General features: G+C 75.6%; 20 protein-coding genes. 9 read left to right on the top strand and 11 right to left on the bottom strand.

Annotated elements, in window-relative coordinates; translation table 11 throughout:
* Positions 1-201 precede the first annotated feature (201 nt).
* Positions 202-591 (top strand): hypothetical protein, encoded by a 390-nt coding sequence (locus tag OU787_RS28575; protein WP_268661082.1) that lies wholly within the window; start codon positions 202-204, stop codon positions 589-591.
* Between the two features lie 28 nt (positions 592-619).
* Here OU787_RS28575 and OU787_RS28570 read toward each other — a convergent pair whose 3' ends face one another.
* From OU787_RS28570 to OU787_RS28545, 6 genes are read right to left on the bottom strand one after another with little or no spacing between them, the layout of a single operon-like run.
* Entirely contained in the window at positions 620-1,213 is a 594-nt protein-coding gene (locus OU787_RS28570) for a GTP-binding protein (protein WP_030462184.1), read from the bottom strand.
* Complete coding sequence (locus OU787_RS28565) at positions 1,194-1,619, bottom strand: DUF742 domain-containing protein (protein ID WP_227480715.1); 426 nt, start codon at positions 1,617-1,619, stop codon at positions 1,194-1,196. The genes OU787_RS28570 and OU787_RS28565 overlap by 20 nt, the downstream gene beginning before the upstream one ends.
* Before the next feature lie 59 nt (positions 1,620-1,678).
* Positions 1,679-2,080, bottom strand: coding sequence for a roadblock/LC7 domain-containing protein (locus OU787_RS28560; RefSeq protein WP_030462186.1), 402 nt, complete (start codon positions 2,078-2,080; stop codon positions 1,679-1,681).
* The gene (locus OU787_RS28555; RefSeq protein WP_268661081.1) at positions 2,077-2,226 is read right to left on the bottom strand and encodes a hypothetical protein; all 150 of its coding nucleotides are present in this window, start codon (positions 2,224-2,226) and stop codon (positions 2,077-2,079) included. The genes OU787_RS28560 and OU787_RS28555 overlap by 4 nt, the downstream gene beginning before the upstream one ends.
* Positions 2,223-4,610 (bottom strand): sensor histidine kinase, encoded by a 2,388-nt coding sequence (locus OU787_RS28550; RefSeq protein WP_268661080.1) that lies wholly within the window; start codon positions 4,608-4,610, stop codon positions 2,223-2,225. Before OU787_RS28550 ends, OU787_RS28555 begins: the two co-directional genes overlap by 4 nt.
* A 51-nt stretch (positions 4,611-4,661) precedes the next feature.
* Positions 4,662-5,444, bottom strand: coding sequence for an MHYT domain-containing protein (locus OU787_RS28545; RefSeq protein WP_030463169.1), 783 nt, complete (start codon positions 5,442-5,444; stop codon positions 4,662-4,664).
* A 548-nt stretch (positions 5,445-5,992) separates the two neighbouring features.
* Here OU787_RS28545 and OU787_RS28540 point away from each other — a divergent pair.
* Entirely contained in the window at positions 5,993-6,565 is a 573-nt protein-coding gene (locus OU787_RS28540; protein WP_268661079.1) for an LppU/SCO3897 family protein, read from the top strand.
* A gap of 11 nt (positions 6,566-6,576) precedes the next feature.
* On the opposite strand, the gene OU787_RS28535 is transcribed toward OU787_RS28540, so the two are convergent.
* Positions 6,577-7,959, bottom strand: coding sequence for a cytochrome P450 (locus tag OU787_RS28535; protein ID WP_268661078.1), 1,383 nt, complete (start codon positions 7,957-7,959; stop codon positions 6,577-6,579).
* Between the two features lie 291 nt (positions 7,960-8,250).
* Here OU787_RS28535 and modA point away from each other — a divergent pair, with 291 nt between their 5' ends.
* From modA to OU787_RS28505, 6 genes are all read left to right on the top strand, one after another.
* The gene (gene modA / locus OU787_RS28530) at positions 8,251-9,045 is read left to right on the top strand and encodes a molybdate ABC transporter substrate-binding protein (protein WP_030463166.1); all 795 of its coding nucleotides are present in this window, start codon (positions 8,251-8,253) and stop codon (positions 9,043-9,045) included.
* Positions 9,042-9,890, top strand: a complete 849-nt coding sequence (locus tag OU787_RS28525; protein WP_268661077.1) for an ABC transporter permease — start codon at positions 9,042-9,044, stop codon at positions 9,888-9,890. The genes modA and OU787_RS28525 overlap by 4 nt, the downstream gene beginning before the upstream one ends.
* Complete coding sequence (locus tag OU787_RS28520) at positions 9,887-10,972, top strand: ABC transporter ATP-binding protein (protein ID WP_030463164.1); 1,086 nt, start codon at positions 9,887-9,889, stop codon at positions 10,970-10,972. Before OU787_RS28525 ends, OU787_RS28520 begins: the two co-directional genes overlap by 4 nt.
* 188 nt (positions 10,973-11,160) lie before the next feature.
* The gene (locus OU787_RS28515; protein WP_268661076.1) at positions 11,161-12,852 is read left to right on the top strand and encodes a hypothetical protein; all 1,692 of its coding nucleotides are present in this window, start codon (positions 11,161-11,163) and stop codon (positions 12,850-12,852) included.
* Positions 12,762-13,949, top strand: coding sequence for a TerD family protein (locus OU787_RS28510; protein WP_268661075.1), 1,188 nt, complete (start codon positions 12,762-12,764; stop codon positions 13,947-13,949). The genes OU787_RS28515 and OU787_RS28510 overlap by 91 nt, the downstream gene beginning before the upstream one ends.
* 102 nt (positions 13,950-14,051) lie before the next feature.
* Positions 14,052-14,993: a DMT family transporter gene (locus OU787_RS28505; RefSeq protein WP_268661074.1), complete on the top strand. Its 942-nt coding sequence runs from the start codon at positions 14,052-14,054 to the stop codon at positions 14,991-14,993.
* A gap of 67 nt (positions 14,994-15,060) precedes the next feature.
* Here the strand turns inward: OU787_RS28505 and OU787_RS28500 are convergent, their stop codons facing one another.
* From OU787_RS28500 to OU787_RS28490, 3 genes are all read right to left on the bottom strand, one after another.
* On the bottom strand, positions 15,061-16,170 hold the full coding sequence (locus tag OU787_RS28500; RefSeq protein WP_268661073.1) for a hypothetical protein: 1,110 nt from the start codon (positions 16,168-16,170) through the stop codon (positions 15,061-15,063).
* Positions 16,171-16,271: 101 nt separating this feature from the next.
* Complete coding sequence (locus OU787_RS28495) at positions 16,272-17,006, bottom strand: aminoacyl-tRNA hydrolase (protein WP_030463160.1); 735 nt, start codon at positions 17,004-17,006, stop codon at positions 16,272-16,274.
* Positions 17,007-17,023: 17 nt separating this feature from the next.
* Positions 17,024-17,941, bottom strand: coding sequence for a hypothetical protein (locus OU787_RS28490; RefSeq protein WP_051817634.1), 918 nt, complete (start codon positions 17,939-17,941; stop codon positions 17,024-17,026).
* 142 nt (positions 17,942-18,083) lie between these two features.
* Here OU787_RS28490 and OU787_RS28485 point away from each other — a divergent pair, with 142 nt between their 5' ends.
* Complete coding sequence (locus OU787_RS28485) at positions 18,084-18,455, top strand: YbjQ family protein (RefSeq protein ID WP_268661072.1); 372 nt, start codon at positions 18,084-18,086, stop codon at positions 18,453-18,455.
* A 99-nt stretch (positions 18,456-18,554) separates the two neighbouring features.
* On the opposite strand, the gene OU787_RS28480 is transcribed toward OU787_RS28485, so the two are convergent.
* Complete coding sequence (locus tag OU787_RS28480) at positions 18,555-19,694, bottom strand: vWA domain-containing protein (protein WP_268661071.1); 1,140 nt, start codon at positions 19,692-19,694, stop codon at positions 18,555-18,557.
* Positions 19,695-19,706 lie beyond the last annotated feature (12 nt).

Raw genomic sequence — 19,706 nt, 5'->3', positions numbered from 1 at the left:
TCAACGGGAGTGGCGCGCGCGGCGCGCCGGTGGACGGGGACGCCGGAGCGACCGCGGCGCCGGGTGCGGCGGGCGGTCGCGGTGCGGGGTCCTAGTCGCGGGTGGGGAACACGCCGGTCATGCTACTCAACTCGGAGCCGGGCGGGCGGGCAGACAGCGGGCGGCGGGCGGGTGCGGCGGGGTTGCTGGCATCCTTCCGCCATGAGCCCCGACACCGAGCACTGGCAGCGCTGGATCGAGCCGCTGCTGGCCTTCCTCGCCGCCGACCCGTCCGACCAGTCGGCGTGGGCCCGCGCGCACCGGGTGCGGACGGCCGCGGTCGCCGAGGAGGCCGGGTTCGGGTTCCGGCTCGCGGCGGGGATGGCGGACCGGGGGGCCTTCGAACCCGCGGCCCTGCGGGACATGGCGGAGATCGGACGGCGCTGCGACGAGGCGGCCCGCGGCGGCCCCGGCCACTGGGCGGACGCGCTGGCGGCCGATCCCGGCTGGGACGAGGTCCGGGTCCTGGCCCGTCGGGTCCTGGTCGGACGCCTCGGCACCTGGGACCGGCCGCTGCCGCGGCGGGTGCTCCCGCCGGAGGTGCACGGCTGAGGCCCGCCCGGGGCGGGCGGTGGGTGCGTCAGCTGCGGGCCTGGGCCAGGACCCGGGCCGCGTGCACCTTCCCGGCGTGTTCGACCAGGCTGATCAGGACGTCCTTGCCGGAGGCCCGGGCGCGGGCGTCGCAGGGCACCACGGGGGTGGCGGGGTCGAGGTCGAGGGCCCGGGAGACGTCCTCGGGGCGGAAGGCGCGGCTGCCCTCGAAGTGGTTGACGGCGACCACGAAGGGGATGCCGCGGTGCTCGAAGAAGTCGACGGCGGGGAAGCAGTCGGTGAGGCGGCGGGTGTCGGCGAGGACGACCGCGCCGAGGGCGCCCTGGGCGAGTTCGTCCCAGAGGAACCAGAACCGGTCCTGGCCGGGGGTGCCGAACAGGTAGACGGACAGGCCGTCGCGGATGGTGATCCGGCCGAAGTCCATGGCGACGGTGGTGGTGGTCTTGCGTTCCACCCCGCCGAGGTCGTCGACGTGGGTGCCGGCGGCGGTCAACTGCTCCTCGGTGCGCAGGGGTTTGATCTCGCTGACGGCCCCGACCAGGGTGGTCTTGCCGACGCCGAAGCCGCCGGCGACCAGGATCTTCAGGGCCAGGTCGGCGCTGTCAGAGGGCGCGGAGCCCATGGATGACCTCCTGGAGGATGTGTTCGTGCGGGAGCAGCGCCGGCGGGACGGGGCGGCTGACCCGGATGTGTTCGGCGTCGAGGAGGTCGCCGAGCAGGACCCGGACCACGCCGAGCGGCAGGTCGAGGTCGGCGGCGATCTCGGCGACGGACAGCGCGTTACCCCGGCAGATCTCCAGGATGGCGGTCTGCTCGGGGCCGACCGGCAGCACGGTCGGGTCGGGGACGTCGGTGACGACCAGCGCGATCAGGTCGAAGGGCTGTCCGGGGCGGGTGCGGCCCTTGGTGAGCGCGTAGGGGCGGACCATCGGCCCGGCGTCCTCGTCGTACCACTGGACGGGGCGGTCGGGCGGCGGCGGGTAGCCGAACGGGGTGCCGGGCAGGTACTCCCGGGGCGGGTAGGCCATCGGCCAACTCCCCTCCTTCTCCTGGGCTTTCGGGCCGGACGGTGGGCGCGCGGCCTCGGTCAGTAGCCGCGCGGGGCGGCGTGCAGGTGTTCGCCGACCCGGCGGACCAGGCGGGCCATCTCGTAGGCGACCAGGCCGAGATCGGCGTCGGGTTCGGCGAAGACGGCCAGGCAGGAGCCCTGTCCGGCGGCGGCGACGAACAGGTAGCCGCGTTCCAGTTCGACCATGGTCTGGCGGACCTCGCCCGCCTCGAAGTGGCGCCCGGCGCCCTTGGCCAGGCTGTGGAAGCCGGAGGCGACGGCGGCCAGGTGTTCGGCGTCCTCGCGGCCGAGGCCGGTGGAGTTGCCCATCGGCAGCCCGTCGGCGGAGAGCATGACGGCGAACCTGACCCGGGCCGTCCGGGTGGTCAACTCGTCGAGGAGCCAGTTGAGTTCGCCGCTCTGGCGGGTGGTGCCGATCATCGGTAGCGCTCTCCTCTGTCGAAGTCGCCGCGGTCGGTGGCGGGGTGGTCGGTGGCGGGGCGGTCGAAGTCGCCGACGCCGGCGGCGGGGTGGTCGGTGGCCGGGTGGGCGTGGCCGCGCTGCCAGCCGCGCTGGAAGGCGGTCATCGCGGTGCGGGCCTGTTCGGGGTCGCGGTCGGCGGGTCCGGCGGGGCGCAGCCCGGGGCGGGGCGGCTGCGGGGTGTCGCGCGGCTGCGGGGCGAGGCTGGCCTGCCGCACCCGGCGCGGGAGTTCGTCGTCCTGCCCGGCGGGGACGGCCAGCGAGGGCAGCGCCTGCACGGGCGGGTGCGGCTGCACCGCGGCGGCGGGCGGGCGCGGCGGCGGGGCGAGCGGGGCCCGGGCCGGGGCCGGGGTGCGGCGAGCGCCTGGGACGGCGGCCGCACCGTCGGCGGGAGTTCCGGCACGGTGGCCGGCTCCCGTTCGTCCGGCCGGGGTTCGGCCTCGCGCAGGTCGAGCAGGTCGAGCGGCAGCAGCACGATCGCGGTGGTGCCGCCGTACGCGGAGGGGCGCAGCGAGACCTTGACGCCGTGCCGTTTGGCGAGCCGGCTGACCACGAACAGGCCGAGCCGGTCGCTGTCGAAGAGGTCGACCTGGTCGCTGGCGTCGATCCGCCGGTTGGCGTCGGAGAGCGCTTCGGGGCCCATGCCGAGGCCGCGGTCCTCGATCTCCAGGGCGTAGCCGTTGCCGACCTGCTCGCCGCGGATCTGGACCTTGGTGTGCGGGGGCGAGAACCCGGTGGCGTTCTCGACGAGTTCGGCGACCAGGTGGGTGAGGTCGGCGACGGCGGGGCCGGTGACGGCGGCGTACGGGAGGCGGTGGACGTCGACCCGGGCGTACTCCTCGACCTCGGCGACGGCGGCCCGGACCACGTCGGTGAGCGGGACGGGCTTGCGCCAGGCGCGGCCGGGGGCGGCGCCGGAGAGGATGATCAGGCCCTCGGCGTGGCGGCGCATCCGGGTGGTGAGGTGGTCGAGCTTGAACAGGTCGTCGAGTTCGGCCGGGTCCTCGGTGCGGCGCTCCATGGCGTCCAGCAGGGTGAGTTGGCGGTGCACCAGGACCTGGCTGCGGCGGGCCAGGTTGACGAAGACGCCGGAGACGCCGGAGAGCACCTCGGCGCGTTCGACGGCGGCGGTGACGGCGGCCCGCTGGACGCTGTCGAGGGCGTGGTGGACCTGGCCGATCTCGTCGCCGCCGTGCTCGCGCGGCGGCACCTCGGCGTCCACGTCGACCTCCTCGCCGGACCTCAACCGCCGCATGGTGTCCGGGAGTTTGCGGCCGGCCAGTTCGAGGGCGGAGTTGCGCAGGGCGTGCAGTTCGGCGACCAGGCCGCGGCCGATCCGGACCGAGACCAGCAGCGAGCCGAGGACGGCGAACAGGCCGAGCAGCACGGTGGCGCCGGAGGTGGTGAACAGGCCCAGCGCGTACGGGTCGGACCGTTCGGCGGCGGTGGTGCCGGCCTGCCGTTCGAGGTCGGCCAGGGCGTGCGCGGTGGCGTCGGCGGCGGCGGCCCAGCGGGTGCCGGGGATGGCGGCGAGCGCGCCGCGCGGGTCGGCGGCGTCCAGCAGCGTCTCCTCGTAGCGGCGCAGTTCCTGGTACTCCGGCCCGCCGGTGACGGCGGCCAGCGCGGTGCGGTCGGCGGGGCGCAGGTCGGGGGCGGCGGTCTGCTCGAACTGGGCGCGGGCGTAGCCGGCCCCGACGATCTGCCGGTACTGGGCCTCGGTGAGCTGTCCGCTGCGCTGGGCGGCGCGCACCAGGGCGTCCTCGCGGGCGAGTTGCTCCCGGGAGCGGGCGAACTCGAGCAGCACCCGGGCGTCGGCGGCGACCCGGTGGTCCTGCAGCGCGGTGAGCGAGCCGGTGGCGGCGAGGGCCTCGTCGACGGCGGCGGTGTAGACGGTGTAGGCGTCGCTCCACGGGACGCTGCGGTCGAGCAGCCGGGTGCGCAGCGCGGGGAGGGCGGCGACGGCGCGGCCGAGGGTGTCGAGGCGGCCGGCCGCCTCGGGGCCGAGCCCCTCGGCGTCGGCGCGGTTGTAGCCGGGGGCCAGGGTGAGCGGGGCGGCGGCCCGGTCGGTGTCCTGGGCGGTGCTGCGCAGCGCGGCCTCCTGGTCGGGGCCGGGGGCGGCCAGGAGCTGTCCGGCGGCGGCCCGTTCGGCCTGCAGGGCGGCGACGGTGCGGTCCAGCGGGGTGCGCAGGGTGGTGTCGACGTTCTTGATCCGCAGCAGGTCCCAGACGTCGCCCGCGGTGGTGACGGTGGCGAACGCCCACAGCGCCATCACGGAGACCACCGGGACCATCAGCACGGCGACGATCCGGGCCCGGACGGTGCGCGGCCGCAGGCCGGGCCGGGCGGGCGCCGGGGCGGTGAGCGGGGTCTCGTCGGCGGGCGGCCCGGCGTGGGCGCCGCGCCGGGGCGCGCCGGGCCGGGTGCGGGCGGGGCCGCGCGGGGTGCTGGGGGCGGGCGGTCCGCTGCGGGAGGTGCCTCGGCTTGCGCGCATGGGTGTGGGGCGGCCTTTCACGGGGTCGTCGGGGCGGGCGGGCGGCGGGGCTCAGGCGGCGCGGCCGAGGTCCTCGACGGCGAGTTCGCCGGCCTCGCGGTAGGCGGCGCGTTCCTGCGCGGTCGGGGAGAGCGCGACGAAGGCGGAGGTGAGGAAGAGGAAGGAGCCGAGCCCGACGGCGAGCGGGAAGACGAACTGCATCGGGGTGGCGCCGCCGAGCCCGGTGCGGGCGGGCTCCATGTGGATGTGCACGGCGGCCATGCCGGTGTAGTGCATGCAGCTGACGGCGACGCCCATGACGAGCGCGGCGGCGGCCGCCGCGTACACGTTGCGGATGGTGACGGCGGCCCACAGCGCGGCGGTGGCGGCGCCGACGGCGATCAGCACGGACAGCGCCACCGTGCCGGCCTGGTAGCGCAGTTCGCCGTGGATCCGGACGGCGGACATCCCCAGGTAGTGCATGGCGGCGACGCCGACGCCGGTGGTGAGGCCGCCGAGCAGCAGGCTGCGGCCGCGGTGGCGGCCGTAGCCGACCACGAACACGCCGAGGCCGACCACGGCGATCGCCACCAGCAGGCTGAGGATGGTCAGCGGGACGTCGTAGCGCAGGTCGGTGCCGTCGACGCTGAAGCCGAACATGGCGACGAAGTGCATCGTCCAGATCCCGGAGCCGATCGCGGCGGCCGCGGTGAGCAGCCAGTTGCGGCGGGAGGCGCCGGTGGCGGACAGCGCGCGCAGGGTGCAGCGCAGGCCGAGGGCGGCGCCGACGCAGGCCATCGCGTAGGAGAGCAGCGGCGTCAGCCAGCCGAAACTGAAATGGTCCATCGATCCCATCGGGTGCCTCCTGCGAGGGGTGCGGGTGCCGCTCGCCGAGCTCTTGCGGTCCAGGAATCGTGGACGCTACCCAGAGTTGATGAATGGTCACCGGAAGATGTGAAAAGCACCACGCGTGGTGGGGGTTGTGTGCTCGAATGGTCCGGCGGCGTATGCCTCCCACCGCCCTCCCGCGCTCCGCGCGCCCCGGTGCGCGCCCTTGCATCACGCCCTCGCCGCCGCCCTCCGGGGCCTCCCGGCGCGCGCCGGATCGAACGCGCGCGCGGAACCGGTGTGCGGGTTGTCCTTCGGAGCCGCTACTCTCCGGCGAACCGTCGCGCGGCGCAGCGGAGTTCCGCTGCCGCCCGGAGCCGACGGTTCCCCCTTTCCGCTTCCCCGCGCGCCGTCCGCGCGCCCTGCCGGAGGAACTCCGTGTCCGTACCCGTTCCGCCCCCGTCCGCCGCCCCGTCCGCGCCGCCCGCGGGCGCCGAGCCCGGCCCGGGGGAGCGCCCGCCGGGCCCGGCTTCCACCCGGGCCCGTTCTGCCGCTTCTGCGGTTCGATGCCCGCCGTGGAGGCCACGGTCCGCGGCCACCAGGGATTCCTGGTGATGATGAGGTTCCTGCGCCTGCCCGGCCCGTTCTGCCGGGACTGCGGGACGGCGACCGTCCGGCGGATGACCGCGAACAGCCTGTGGCAGGGCTGGTGGGGCGTCGCGTCCATGGTGATCAACCCGGTCACCATGCTGATGAACCTGGTCACCTGGCTCAAGCTCCGGAAGCTCCCGGCCCCCGTCCCGGGCGCCCCGGGCACGCCCATGCCCACCGGCCGTCCGCTGTACCTGCGGCCGCAGGTCCTCGGCCTGCTGGTGCCGCTGGCGGTCGTCGGCGCGATCGTCTACGGCGTCCAGCAGGACCCGGAGTACGCCGCCGTCGGCGACTGCGTCCACAACAGCGGGACCACCTCCTCCCCGGACGTCTCGGTCGTCGACTGCGGCAGTTCCGACGCCGACTTCCGGGTGGTGGGCCGGTTCTCCACCTCCACCACCAGCGCCTGCAAGGCGGTCCCCGAGGCCGAGGTCGGCTACTGGGTGGAGAAGGGCAGCACCTCGTACACCCTGTGCCTGGCCCGCCTCACCCACTGACGCCCCCCGGACTACTGGCCGCGCGGGGTCAGGGAGACCCGGACCGGGCCGTGCAGTTCCAGGGTGATGCCCTGGCCGAGCGGGACGTCGCGGTCGACGGCGGCGACCTCGAAGTCGCGCAGCAGGACGGCCAGCGAGAGGACCGACTCCAGCATCGAGAAGTGCTGGCCGATGCAGGCCCGCGGGCCGCCGCCGAACGGGAACCAGGCGTAGCGGTGCCGGGCGGCCTCGCGTTCGGGGGTGAAGCGGTCGGGGTCGAAGCGCTCCGGGTCCTCCCAGTGCGCGGGGTGGCGGTGCGTCACGTAGGGGGCGACCAGCACGTCCGCGCCGGCCGGGATCTCGACGCCGCCCACCGTGGTGGCCGCGACGGCCCGCCGGCCGATCGAGGGGGCGGCCGGGAAGAGCCGCATGGTCTCCTTCAGCACCCGGGTCAGGTACGGGAGTCCGGCGTAGTCGGCGGCGGTGGGGCGGCGGCCGTCCGCGAGCAGGCCGGCGGCCTCGCGGTGGGCCAGGGCCTGCTGCTCGGGGTGCTTGCCGAGCAGGTGCAGGGCGAAGGTGAGCGAGGTGGCGGTGGTCTCGTGGCCGGCCAGCAGGAAGATCAGCACCTGTTCGCGCAGTTCGGTGGCGTCCAGCCGTTCGCCGTCCTCGCCGCGGGCGGCGGCGAGCAGCCCGAGCAGGTCGTCCGCCCCGCCGTCCCCGTCCCCGTCGCCGCTGCGGCCCTCGGTGGCGCGGCGGGCGATGATGCCGTCGCACACCTCGTACAGCGCGCGTTCGGCGGCGAGCGCCTTGCGGTGTCCGGGCAGCGGCCACTCGCGGGGCAGCCGCAGCGGGGAGAAGCCGCGGTCGCGGACGAAGCCGTTCAGGACCGGGAAGGCGTGGTGGACGGTCTCGACCGCCTCCTCGACGTCCTGGCCGAACAGGATCCGGGCGACGGTGCGCAGCGCGAAGCGGTTCATCTCCTCGCCGAGGTCGACGGTGCAACCGGGTTCGGCGGCCCAGCGGGCGGCCAGCGCGGCGGTCTCGGTGCCGATCGCGTCGGCGTACTGGTCGACCCGGCGGCGGGTGAACAGCGGCTGGACCAGGCGGCGCTGGCGCAGGTAGTCGGCGTCCTGGGCGGTGAGCAGGCCGTTGCCGAAGCTCTCCCGGATCTCGCCGTAGAAGACGTTGTCCTTGCGGAAGTTGGCGGCCTCGGTGGCCAGCACCTGCTGGGCGCCCTCGGGGGAGAAGACCATCCAGAGCTCGGCCCGCAACCCGGGCGGCCCGGCCTGCACCCGGACCACGTCGCCGTGGTCGCGGTGGGCGGCGAGGTAGGTGCCGAGCGCGTCGCGCCTGAGGTCGAGCAGCGAGCCGATCAGCGGCAGCCCGGGCGGGCCGGGCACGCGGGTGGCGGTCATGGGATCCCCTCCGTCGGCGGGCGAACCCCCGTTCGGCGGCGGTTCGCTGAAACCGCGTCAGTATCCCCCGGCCCGGCGGACCGACGCGAGGGCGCACGCCCCCGGGCCAGGTCCGCCCCCGCCGGGGCCTTGAGGCATTGCACATGCAACCCTTAAGTTCGTCTTAAGGTCGCTTGTGCGATGAGACAGCAGCATTGGACCCCGCAGCTGCGGCACTATGATCACCTGATCGCACCCCACCCTCGCCCGCCACGAACCGCCACCGCCCACCACGACCAGGGGAAACCATCCATGCGCAGCGTCAGACGACTCCTCGCCGCCTCCGCCGTCCTCGCCCTCGCGGCCGGCCTGACGGCGTGCAGCAGCTCCGGCAGCGGCTCCGCCTCGAACAGCTCCGCGCCCGTCCGCCCCGAGGTCAAGGGCAGCGTGACGGTGTTCGCGGCGGCCTCGCTGAAGGAGTCCTTCACCGAGCTGGGCAAGCGCTTCGAGGCGGCCTACCCGGGCACCACCGTGACCTTCAACTTCGGCGGCTCCTCCGCGCTGGCCCAGAGCATCGTCTCCGGCGCCCCGGTGGACGTGTTCGCCGCGGCCAGCCCGGCCACCATGAAGACCGTCACCGACGCCAAGCTGACCGGCGGCGACCCGGCGGTGTTCGTCCGCAACACCCTGGAGATCGCGGTCGCCAAGGGCAACCCGAAGAAGATCACCGGCCTGAAGGACCTCACCGGCGTCAAGACCGCGCTGTGCGCCAAGGAGGTGCCGTGCGGCGCCGCCGCCGTCACCGCGCTGAACGCGGCCGGCGTGCAGCTCACCCCCGCCACCTACGAGCAGGACGTCAAGGGCGCCCTGACCAAGGTCGAACTGGGCGAGGTCGACGCGTCGCTGGTGTACCGGACCGACGTCAAGGCCGACTCTGCCAAGATCGAGGGCGTGAACTTCCCCGAGGCCGAGAAGGCCGTCAACGACTACCCGATCGCCGCCCTGGCCAAGGCGCCCAACAGCAACGGCGCGGCCGCGTTCCTCGGCTACGTCGGCTCCGCGGACGCCCGCCGGGTGCTCACCGAGGCCGGCTTCCAGACGCCGTGACCCGGGCGAGCACCCCCCGCACCACTCCCGCACCACACCCCCGGGGCCGGCGGCGGCCCCGGGGGTCCGGGCGGGTCCCCGCCGCGCTGCTGCTGCCCGCGCTGCTCGGCCTGGCCTTCCTGGTGCTGCCGCTGCTCGGCCTGCTGGTGCGGGCCCCGTGGAGTGCGCTGCCCGACCTGCTGACCGGCACCGAGGTGTGGCAGGCGCTCCGGCTCTCGCTGCTCTCGGCCACCCTGGCCACCGGCGTCGCCCTGGTGCTGGGCGTGCCGCTGGCCTGGCTGCTGGCCCGCACCGAGTTCCCCGGACGGCGCCTGGTGCGCGCCCTGGTGACGCTGCCGCTGGTGCTGCCCCCGGTGGTCGGCGGCGTGGCGCTGCTGCTGGTGCTCGGCCGCAACGGCATCCTGGGCCGATGGCTGGACGCCTGGACCGGCATCACCCTGCCGTTCACCACCACCGGGGTGGTGATCGCCGAGGCGTTCGTCGCCATGCCGTTCCTGGTGATCAGCGTGGAGGGCGCGCTGCGCGCCGCCGACCCGCGCTACGAGGAGGCCGCGGCCACCCTGGGCGCCTCCCGGCTGACCGCGTTCCGCCGGGTCACCCTGCCGCTGGTCGCCCCGGGCATCGGGGCGGGCGCGGTGCTGGCCTGGGCCCGGGCGCTGGGCGAGTTCGGCGCGACCATCACCTTCGCCGGGAACTTCCCCGGCCGGACCCAGACCATGCCGCTGGCCGTCTACCTGGCCATGGAGTCCGACCCGGAGGCGGCGATCGCGCTCAGCCTGATCCTGCTCACCGTGTCCATCGCGGTCCTCGCCGGACTGCGCGACCGCTGGATGTCCACCCCGTGACGAACCCCGCTGCGCAGCAGCCCGCCACCCCCGCCCTGGACGCCGAACTCCGCGTCTCCCGCGGCACGTTCGCCCTGGACGTGCCGTTGGCCGCCGAGCCCGGCGAGGTGCTCGCCCTGCTCGGCCCGAACGGCGCCGGCAAGTCGACGGCGCTGCGCGCGCTGGCCGGACTGCTGCCGCTCACCGACGGGCACCTGCGCCTGGACGGCACCGCGCTGGACTGCCCCGCGGACGGCGTGTTCCGGCCCGCCGAGCAGCGGCCGATCGGCGTGGTCTTCCAGGACTACCTGCTCTTCCCGCACCTGTCCGCGCTCGACAACGTCGCCTTCGGCCTGCGCGCCCGCGGCCTGCGCCGGGCCGCCGCCCGGGCCGGGGCCCTGCCCTGGCTGGAGCGGATGGGCCTGGCCGAGCACGCCGGGCACCGCCCCGCGAAGCTCTCCGGCGGCCAGGCCCAGCGCGTCGCCCTGGCCCGCGCCCTGGCCGTCCGGCCCCGGCTGCTGCTGCTGGACGAGCCGCTGGCCGCACTGGACGCCCGCACCCGGCTCGACGTGCGGGCCGAACTCCGGCGCCACCTCGCCGAGTTCGAGGCCGTCGCGGTGCTGGTCACGCACGACCCGCTGGACGCCATGGTGCTCGCCGACCGCCTCGTCGTCATCGAGTCCGGCCGGGTGGTGCAGACCGGCCGCCCGGCCGAGGTCGCCCGCCACCCGCGCACCGACTACATCGCCCGGCTGGTCGGCCTCAACCTCTACCAGGGCACCGCCGACGGCCGCCGGGTCACCCTCCCCGAGGGCCCGGTGCTGGCCACCGACGAGGACCTGACCGGCCCCGCGTTCGTCGCCTTCCCGCCCGACGCGGTCACCCTGCACCGCCACCGCCCCGAGACCAGCGCCCGCAACCTCTTCCCCTGCACCGTCGCCGGCCTCGACCTGCACGGCGACCGCTTCCGCGTCGACCTCACCGGCCCCCTCCCGCTCGCCGCCGACCTCACCCCCACCGCCGCCGCCGACCTCGACCTCACCCCCGGCACCCGCGTCTGGGCCGCCGTCAAGGCCACCCAGACCCACGCCTACCCGGCCTGAGACGGCCGGCCGGCGGCCGACAGCCGGGCCGCGGTTAATTCGCTGGTGCGCGCAGATGCATCGGCCCTAGGGTGGCGGTCGCGGGCGGCTCCGCGGCGTGCTTCCTTCTCCCTTTTCCGAAAAGAACCAGCGCGCCCCCTCTCCGCCCGCTTCTTCGTCTTCCGCCTCCCCCTGGGGGTTCCTTCCGCATGCCCCGAGCCCTCCCGGTGACGTTCGACGTCCGCGTCGACCTCGACCTCGGCTCCTTCCTGCTCCGCCGCCGCACCGCCGTCGCGGTCGACCCGGCCGACCTGCTGCCCGCCGCCGACCCGTGGAGCCTGCGCGGGCTGACCGCGCTGGACGCCGACCTGGCGAACCGCGGCTACCTGCCGACCGTCGAACTGCGCGCCGCGCTGGCCCGGTTGGCGCCGCTGCGGCTGGCCGAGCTGGGCGGTGCGCTGCTCGCCCGGATCGACCACCTGCTGGGCACCGACCGCGAGCACACCCCGCTGTTCCGCCGCTTCCCGGACGCGGTGCCGGAGGTCGCGCAGCTGCACCACAGCCGCCGGATGCGGGCGTTCCTGCGCAGCCAGCCGCACCAGCCGTGCGCCCGCTGCGGGCGGCGCGGCGCCGAGGTCGGCATCGGGCTGCTCGCCCCGTGCGCGCACCTGCTCTGCCCGGACTGCCTGGACGCGCAGGACGGCCCGCCGCACTGCCCGTCCTGCGGGACGGCGCTGGCCGTCCACCCGTTCCTGTTCGGCGGCAAGCGCAAGACGGTGCGCGAGCAGGCCCCGCCGCGCAAGGGGGACAAGGAGCCGCGGGAGCCGCGCGGCTCGGTGCTGCGCCCGCTGCGGCTGCTGAACGAGGACGAGACCACGGCCGCGCTGGCCGAGTTGACGGGCCTGCTGACCCGCCGGACGGCGCTGAACCCGCAGGACCGCGACGACCTGGCCACCCTGCTGGCGCACGCCCCGGCGGACCTGGCGGCGCTGCTGCCCGCCGAGATCCCGGTCCGCGAGACCAAGGCGCTGGCGCTGGCCGAACTGCTGCGCCGCGAGGGCGCATCGGCGCTGCCGGTGCTGGCCGAGCGGCTCACCACCGCCACCGACGTGCTGCGCCTGCTGTGGGCGCACTCCGGCGCCGAACCGGACCTGCTGCCGGCCACCGCCCGCCGGCTGCGGCTGCGCAACCTGCCCCGGCCGCTGCGCCGCGGCCTGCTGGGCGTGCTGGACGCGCTGCCCGCCGCCTCGCTGGCCGAGGACCTCCGCCGCCACCGCGAACCCTGGCTGCGGGTCGGCGAGTTGCTGCACCCCTTCGAGCACGCCCGTCAATTCCCCTCTGCCGCGGCGGCGTTCGCGCTGCTGCGCGGCACCGACCTGGACGCCGCCACCGCTGCCCCCGGCCTCGCCGAGCCGCCCGCACCGCTGCGGGTGGAGCGGGTGCGCGGCCGCCGCCGGCTGGCGCACACCGGTTTCGCCGCCCGGGTGGAGTCCCTGCTCGCGGTCGGCGACGCCCCGGCGCGCTGGCCGAACTCGCGCACCGGCCGGGCGAGTTGGTGCGCCGCCTGCACCACCTGCTGCGGGTGCACGAGATCATGGAGCCCGGCGCGCCGCCGCCCGCCGCACTGTCGGCGGCGCTGGCCCGGGCGCTGCCCGCGGTCGGCCCGGGCCCGCTGCTCGGCGCGTACGGCCGGCTGCGCGGGCCGCGCACCGCGGGCGAGCGGCGGCTCTACTTCCCGCGCGGGCTGGTCTCGCTGGCGTACGGCCGGGAGGACCACGGCACCGTCGTCCCGGCCCGCTCCAGCGCCCCGGTGGTCGCCGCGATCGAGGCGGAGCTGCTCCGGCGGTCCGCCGCGACGCTGCCCGAGCCGCCCGAAGTCGCTTTGCTGGACGAGGCGTTGACGGGCCTGGCGGTGCCGTTCGCGGAGCGTTCGGCGTCCCGCGCGCTGGTGTCGGTGCCGCGCGGCAGCACGCTGCCGCTGCCGCCGGGCGACCGGCTGCGGCTGTTCCTGCACTGGGTGCAGCCGGACCAGCAGCGCGTCGACCTGGACCTGTCGGTGGCCCTGTACGACGCCGGCTGGAACTCCCGGGGCCGGTGCGACTACACGCAGTTGACGTTCGGTCGGCGCGCCGCCGTGCACTCCGGCGACTACGTCTCGGCGCCGCCGCCGAAGGGCGCCAGCGAGTTCGTCGACCTGGACTTCGCCGCGCTGGAGGCCGCCGGGGCGCGCTACGCGGTGATGGTCGTGTTCAGCTACAACGACGTGCCCTTCGACCGCCTCCCGGAGGCGTTCACCGGCTTCGCCGGGCTGGACGACGCCCGCCCGGGCGGCAGCCCGCTGTCGGCCCGGGCCGTCCGCCAGCGGATGGACCTGACGGGGGACGCCAAGGTGTCCGTCCCGCTGATCGTCGACCTGGCGGAGCGCCGCTTCACCTGGACCGACCTCAACACCACGGCCACCAGCGGCTACCACAGCGTCGCCCGGCACGGCGACACGATCGCCGCGCTGTGCGGCGACGTGCTCGACCACTTCGCCCCGGACCGGCGCGCCACCCTGTGGGACGTGGCCTGCGCCCGGGCCGCGCACGCCACCGGCGAGGTGCTGGTCCGCGGCCTGGACGGCGCCGTCCGGCGGTGGCGGCGCGAACCGGCCGAGCCGGTGGGCGGGTTCGCCGAGCGGCTGCGCCTGCGGCACGCCCCGGACGGCCCGCCGGTCACCGTCCCGCTGCCCGAACTGCTGGCCGGGCGGCGGGCGTTCCTCGCCCTGCTGGACGCCGACCTGCCGGTGCCCCCGGCCTCCACGGCGAGCTGTACCGCCTGCACCCGGGCCCGCTGGACGCCGCCCCGGACGCCCTGCGCCGCCTCGCCGCGGGCGACCTGGTCGCCACCCTCGCCCCGGCCCCGTGAGCCGGGGCGCGCGCTCGCGTACAGTGGCGGGCATGCATCGCGGCGTCCTGCCCCCTCCCGCTCGCTGAGCGGGCGGCCGGCCACTTCCTGAGCCCGCCCGGGCCCGTCCCCTCCGTGGACGTCCGCCCCGGGCCGGTCGGTGCTGCCCGCTTCCGTGGCCCACCGACCATGACGGCTTTCCGGGAGTCCACCCGTGTCCTCGTTGCATTCCTCCGCCCTGCCCGCGCGGCGGGGCCTGCTGTACGTCGCCCTCGCCGCCACCGCCTGGGGCACCGCCGGGGCGGCGGCCGCGCTGCTGTTCCGGCACAGCGGCCTGGGCCCGCTCGCGCTGACGTTCTGGCGCTCGGTCGGCGGCGCGGCCGTGCTGCTGGCGCTGCGCCCGTTCACCCGCCGGGCGGGGCGCCCCGCCGCGCGCCCGGCCGCGGGCCGGATCCTGCTCAACGGCCTGGGGCTGACGCTGTTCCAGAGCGCGTACTTCCTGGCCGTCCGGCACACCGGGCTGGCCGTGGCCACCGTGGTCACCCTCGGGTCGGCGCCGGTGCTGGTGGCGCTCGGCGGGCGGCTGCTGATGGGCGAACGGCTGGGCCGGGCCGGTCTGGCCGCCGTCGCCGGGGCGCTGCTCGGCCTGGGCGTGCTGGTGCTGGGCGGCTCCGGCGACGGCGGCCCCGGCGGCAGCGGCGGTGCCGAACCGGCGGGCCTGGCCTGGGCGTTGGCCTCGGCGGCGGGCTACGCGGCGATCACCGTCGCCACCCGGCACCGGGCCGCGCGCACCGGCGCCGCGGACGACCCGGCGGCCACCACCCTGTGGTCGTTCGCGGTCTGCGCGGTCTGCCTGTTCCCGTTCGCCCTGGCCGAGGGCCCGCTCCCGGCCGCCGGTTCGCTGCCCTCGACGCTGCTGCTGCTCGGCTACCTCGCCACCGTGCCGACCGCCCTCGCGTACGCCCTGTACTTCGCGGGCGCGGCGGTCATCCGGGCCGCGACGGCCTCCGTGGTCGCCCTGATCGAACCGCTCAGCGCCACCGTGTTCGCCGCCGCCGTCCTGGACGAACCGCTCACCCCCGCCGCCCTGCTCGGCACCGCGGTCCTGCTGCTCTCGGTGACGGCCCTGGCCCGGACCGAACTGCGCGCGCACTGACCGCCGGCCCGGCCGCGCGGCACCCGGGACGGGGGAGGTCGGCGGCCGGGTCGCCGCCCGGCCGGAGTCAGTTCTCGCCGGCCGGCTTCCACAGGTGCACGGACGTCCGGTCCTCGGAGACCGTGTACCACGCGCCGTCCCCCGCGGAGCGGACGGGACCGGAGACGGGGAAGGGGTAGGAGACCTCGCCGCGGAGGGCCGTTCCCCGTGCGTCGACCAGCCAGTGGCGGGCGGCGCCGTACCGGGCGGCGCACTCGGAGGTCCCGGCGACGATGGTGTCCTGGTCCACGAAGGCCGCGTCGCAGTCCCAGTACACCCTGCCCTCCCCGGTGCTTCGCGGGTGCGGCGGCACCGCGTCCCGGGCGTCCAGCTCCCGGAGGAGCGAGCCGTCCTCCGCCCGGTGCAGGGAGAGCGACCACTGCCCGACGTCGACGGTCAGGAGGTGCCCGCCGGACGGGCTCACCGCGAGGAGGACCAGTTCGGTCCCGATCTGCACGGCGGTCAACCGCTGCCCGTCCCAGCGCCCCCACAGCGCGGGCGAGCCTTCTTCGCCCTCGCCGACGCTCAGTCCCATCCGCGTCGGGTCGGGATGCGGCGTGTGCTCGGAGCCGGAGGCCGCGGTCATGGTGTCCACCCGCCCCAGGACCCTTCCGTCCGCGGCGTCCAGGACCGCCCACAGTTCCTGGTCGCCCTCCGCGCCCGCGTCGCCGCCCAGCGGGGCGCGGACGTGGGCCCAGACGAGCCCGCCGTCCGCACCGACGGCGACCGAGCCGCTGTCGGCGTAGCGGTGGTCCTCGTCGAGCGCGTACTCGTCGAAGGACGAGTGCGCGAGGGAGCAGCCGCCGTACCAGCAGCCGTGCCGCACCTCCCAGCGCGTCGCACCGCTCGCCTCCACCGAACGCACCGCGTGCACACCGGCGAACACCGCGGCGTCCCGCCCCGGCGACACCGCCACCGTGCCGAAACGGCGCGGCCAGGGCGCCGGGAAGCGGACCTCGGAGGCCCGACCGGCCAGGCACGCGTCCAGGTCGAGGGCCACCACCTCGGTGTCACCACGCTGCACGAGCAGCCTGCGGCCGGGCCAGTGCAGGACCCGCGGGGCCTCCGAGGACGCCGGATCCAGCGGAGCGGCAATGGTGGTGACGAGACGAGCAGCGACGACCACAGTTCTTCCCACCACCCTTCCGACCACGGACGACGAACGATGCGGGAGCCTGACGCCCCGTCCCGCGGGGGAACGACGACGTCACCGGGCGGACCGGCAGCACGCTTTCGAGCTCAGTGGCGGGTGCCGACCTCGGCGACGACGGTGCAGCTGCCGGGGGCGATCTCGGTGAAGCCGGCGTCGCGGACCACCGGGAGGCGGCCGTCGGTGAGGGCGGGCCAGGCGGCGGCGGGGGCGGTGCGGACGGCGAGGGGGAAGCCGTCGGCGGCCCACTCGGCGCGCTGGTCGTCGTCCAGTTCCCACCAGGCGAGCTGGGCGGCGTGGCCGGTCTGGGCCATGGTCTTGCCGGCGCTCATCTCGAGGTCGGGGTTGAGCCAGAGCACGGGGCGGCCCTCGGGTGCGGGGCCGGGCGGTTCGGGGTCGTCGAGGTCGGTGCCGGAGACCTGGAGCTTGGCGAGTTCCTTGGGCCAGCCGTCCAGCGGGATCGGCGGGAAGACCCGCACCTCGGCGCCGTGCTCGCCGGTGACGGTGATGCCGGGCAGTTCGCCCGCCCTGCGCCACTCGCCGCCGCGGGCGCGCCGGACCACCTTGCGGATCCGGGCGTCCTCCCAGGCGGCGACCCGCTCGGCCCACTCGCCGTCCGGCTCGGTGACCCGGGGGTCGGCGAGCAGGGTGAGGACGGCGCGCGCCGAGGTCTCCAGCGCGTCGGTGCGGGCGGGCGGGTCGGTCCGCTCCAGCCGGACCACCAGCGGCAGGACGTACTGCGGGCGGGTGTCGCGGTCCTCGGCGTGCCCGCCCACGGCGGGGGCGGCGGGCTGCTGAGGGGGGAGGTCGAAGGGTGAGCTCACCCCCTCAGCATGCCAGTTCAGCGGCGGTAACCGCGGCCGGGGTCGCGTTCCTCGGCGTCCTCGTAGCCGAGGAACCAGCCCTCGGGGTGGGTGGCGGCGAGGAGTTGGTCGATCCGCTGGCCCGCGTCGAGGTCGCCGTCCTCCTCGTCCGGGCCGTAGACGCCGAACAGTTCGTCCGCGCAGCCGTCCCAGTCGTAGTCGTACAGGTCGGCGGGCAGGTCGCCCATCATGTCGGCGACCGACTCGGGCTGGGCACCGAGCAGGGCGCGGGCGTCGGCCAGGGCCAGCCGCAGCGCGACGTCCTCGGCGGGGCAGCGGGGCAGCGGCCACTCGCCGATGGCGAGGTCGTCGGCGAGGTCGTCGAAGGCCCGGGCGAAGGCGCGCCGCCAGCCGCGGTGCAGGTTCCAGGTGCGCTGCTGGAGGCGGCCGAAGACCGTCCAGTCGCCTTCGTCGGCGACGGTGACGGGGTCGTCGCCGTGGTCGTCGAGGTCCTCGTAGGCGGCGTCGGAGAGGCTGATCAGCTGGGTGTGCAGCAGGCAGGCGGTGCGCGGGGTGAGGGTCCAGTCGCCGGTGTCGCCGTCGTCGTCGAGCGGGAACAGCTCGGCGAAGTCGGGGGCGAAGTCGTCGGTGACGCTGATCTCCAGGGTGCCGCCGAGCGCCTCGATGCCGGGCAGCGACGCCACCAGCCGGTCGGGGTGGAGCAGCGCGCCGAGGGCCGCGTTGGGGTCCTCGGCGACCTCGCGCAGCAGTTGGGCCCGCTGGCCCTCGGGGTCGATGCCGTCGAACTCCAACTCCTCGACGGCCGCCCGCGCGGCGGCCCGCAGCGCGGGCCAGTCGGTGATCCGCAGGCCCAGCACCACCGTGGCCTCGATCTCCTGCGCGCCGGACTCCTCCGCCGCGTGCGGCCCCTGTGGCTGATCGTTTCGCTCGCCCATGCGACAAGGTTGACAAACCCGGTGCCCGGTGTCCATCAGCTCCGGTGATCCGGTGTCCGCCGGCGGTGGCGCGCGGGCGCGGAACGCGGCTCCCCGGCGCGCCGGGGCGGGCGGCGGGCCGGTCGGGCGGGAGGCTGGGGGCATGAGCGAACTCAACGACTTCGGCGGCGGGCAGGACCCGGCCGGCGGCGTGCTGGTGGTGACCACGAACGACGTGCCGGGACACCGGGTGGTCCGGGTGATCGGCGAGGTGTTCGGCCTCACCGTGCGCTCCCGGCACATCGGCTCGCAGATCGGCGCCGGCTTCAAGTCCCTGATGGGCGGCGAACTCAAGGGCCTCACCAAGACCCTGGTCGAAACCCGCAACCAGGCCATGGAGCGCCTGGTCGAACAGACCAGGGCCCGCGGCGGCAACGCCGTCCTGATGATGCGCTTCGACGTCACCGAGGCCGCCGACGTCGGAACGGAGGTCTGCGCCTACGGCACCGCCGCCGTCATCGAACCCCTCGCCTGACCTCACCCGCCCGCCCCGGGCACCGCCGCAGGCCCCGGACGTCCACCGCCCGGGGCCTGCCACCCGCCACCTGCCACCCGCTACTTGCCACCTGCGCGGCTACAGCATGACGAGCACCTGGGTGCCCGGCACCAGCTTGCGGTTGACGGAGGTCGACTGGACGAACACGGTGTACGTCGGATTGTCGCCGGGCTTCACGGTGCTCTCCGCGGCGGGCAGGCCGAGCAGGCCGCGGGCGGCCGGGCCGGCGAACACCCGGCCGGTCATCAGGCCGGTGGCAGGGTCCTTCTCGGCGACGGCGATCTGCTTGGTGGCCTGGATCTTCTCCCGCTTGGAGAGCTCGTAGTAGGAGCAGCCCGTCCGGTACGGGTGCCCGGCGCCGGTGACGAACTCCCGGATCGGGGCCTGCCGGTCGACCGGGACGAGGGCGTAGGCGGCGGTGTCCAGCGCGTCGAGGTTGGCCTTCACGTCGTCCGCGCTCAGGTCCTTCCCCATGGTGAACAGCGACCGGGTGCCGCGCACGCCCTTCTCTCGGCCGCGCAGGAAGCTGGTGGCGGCGGTCTTGACGGTGCCGATGGCCTCCTCGACTCCGCCGCTGGAGTCGGCGTCCCAGATGGCGATGTTGCCCGCGGGGAAGCCGTACTCCTGGGCGGTGCGCTTGGCCAGCGAGTTGGGCACCAGGATCGCCGACGTCCAGTGCTCGGGGAGGTCGGCCATCGCGCCGCGGATGCGGTCCATCCAGCCGCGCAGCGCGGCAGAGCCCTCGGCGGCCTTCATCCGGGTGTGCATCGTGCCGGTCTCCGAGTAGCCGGAGGCGTTCTCCTCGCCGTCGGTGACCACGACCTGGAGGAAGGAGTGCTCCCCGTAGCCCTCCCAGATGTTCTTCAGGTCGTCGACGGACTTCACGGCCGCCTCGATCAGCGCCGTCGCCCCGTTGTCGACCGCGTAGAGGCCCTTGAGGGACGGCAGGTGCTTGACGTCCATGTCCCAGACCAGGTTGTGCACTTCGTGGTCGAAGGCGTAGAGGCTGATCCGGGTCTCGTGCCCGAGCCGGTCGGACTCCTCCTGGAGCCCCTTCACGAACTCGTCCACCACCCGGACGAGTTGCGCCTCGTGCCGGCGCATCGAACCGGACTTGTCGACCACCAGCGAAACGTGGTTGACCTTGTGGTGGATCCTGTTCGCAGAAACGTTCCCGGAGACATTCCCGGAAACGTTCGCAGCAGCGTTCGCGGACATGATTGCGCCCCT

This window comes from Kitasatospora sp. YST-16 (assembly GCF_026802215.1).
Classification (GTDB): Bacteria; Actinomycetota; Actinomycetes; order Streptomycetales; family Streptomycetaceae; genus Kitasatospora; species Kitasatospora cineracea.
Note: the sequence above shows the minus strand (reverse complement) of the source record. Positions and strands in the feature narration are given on the sequence as shown.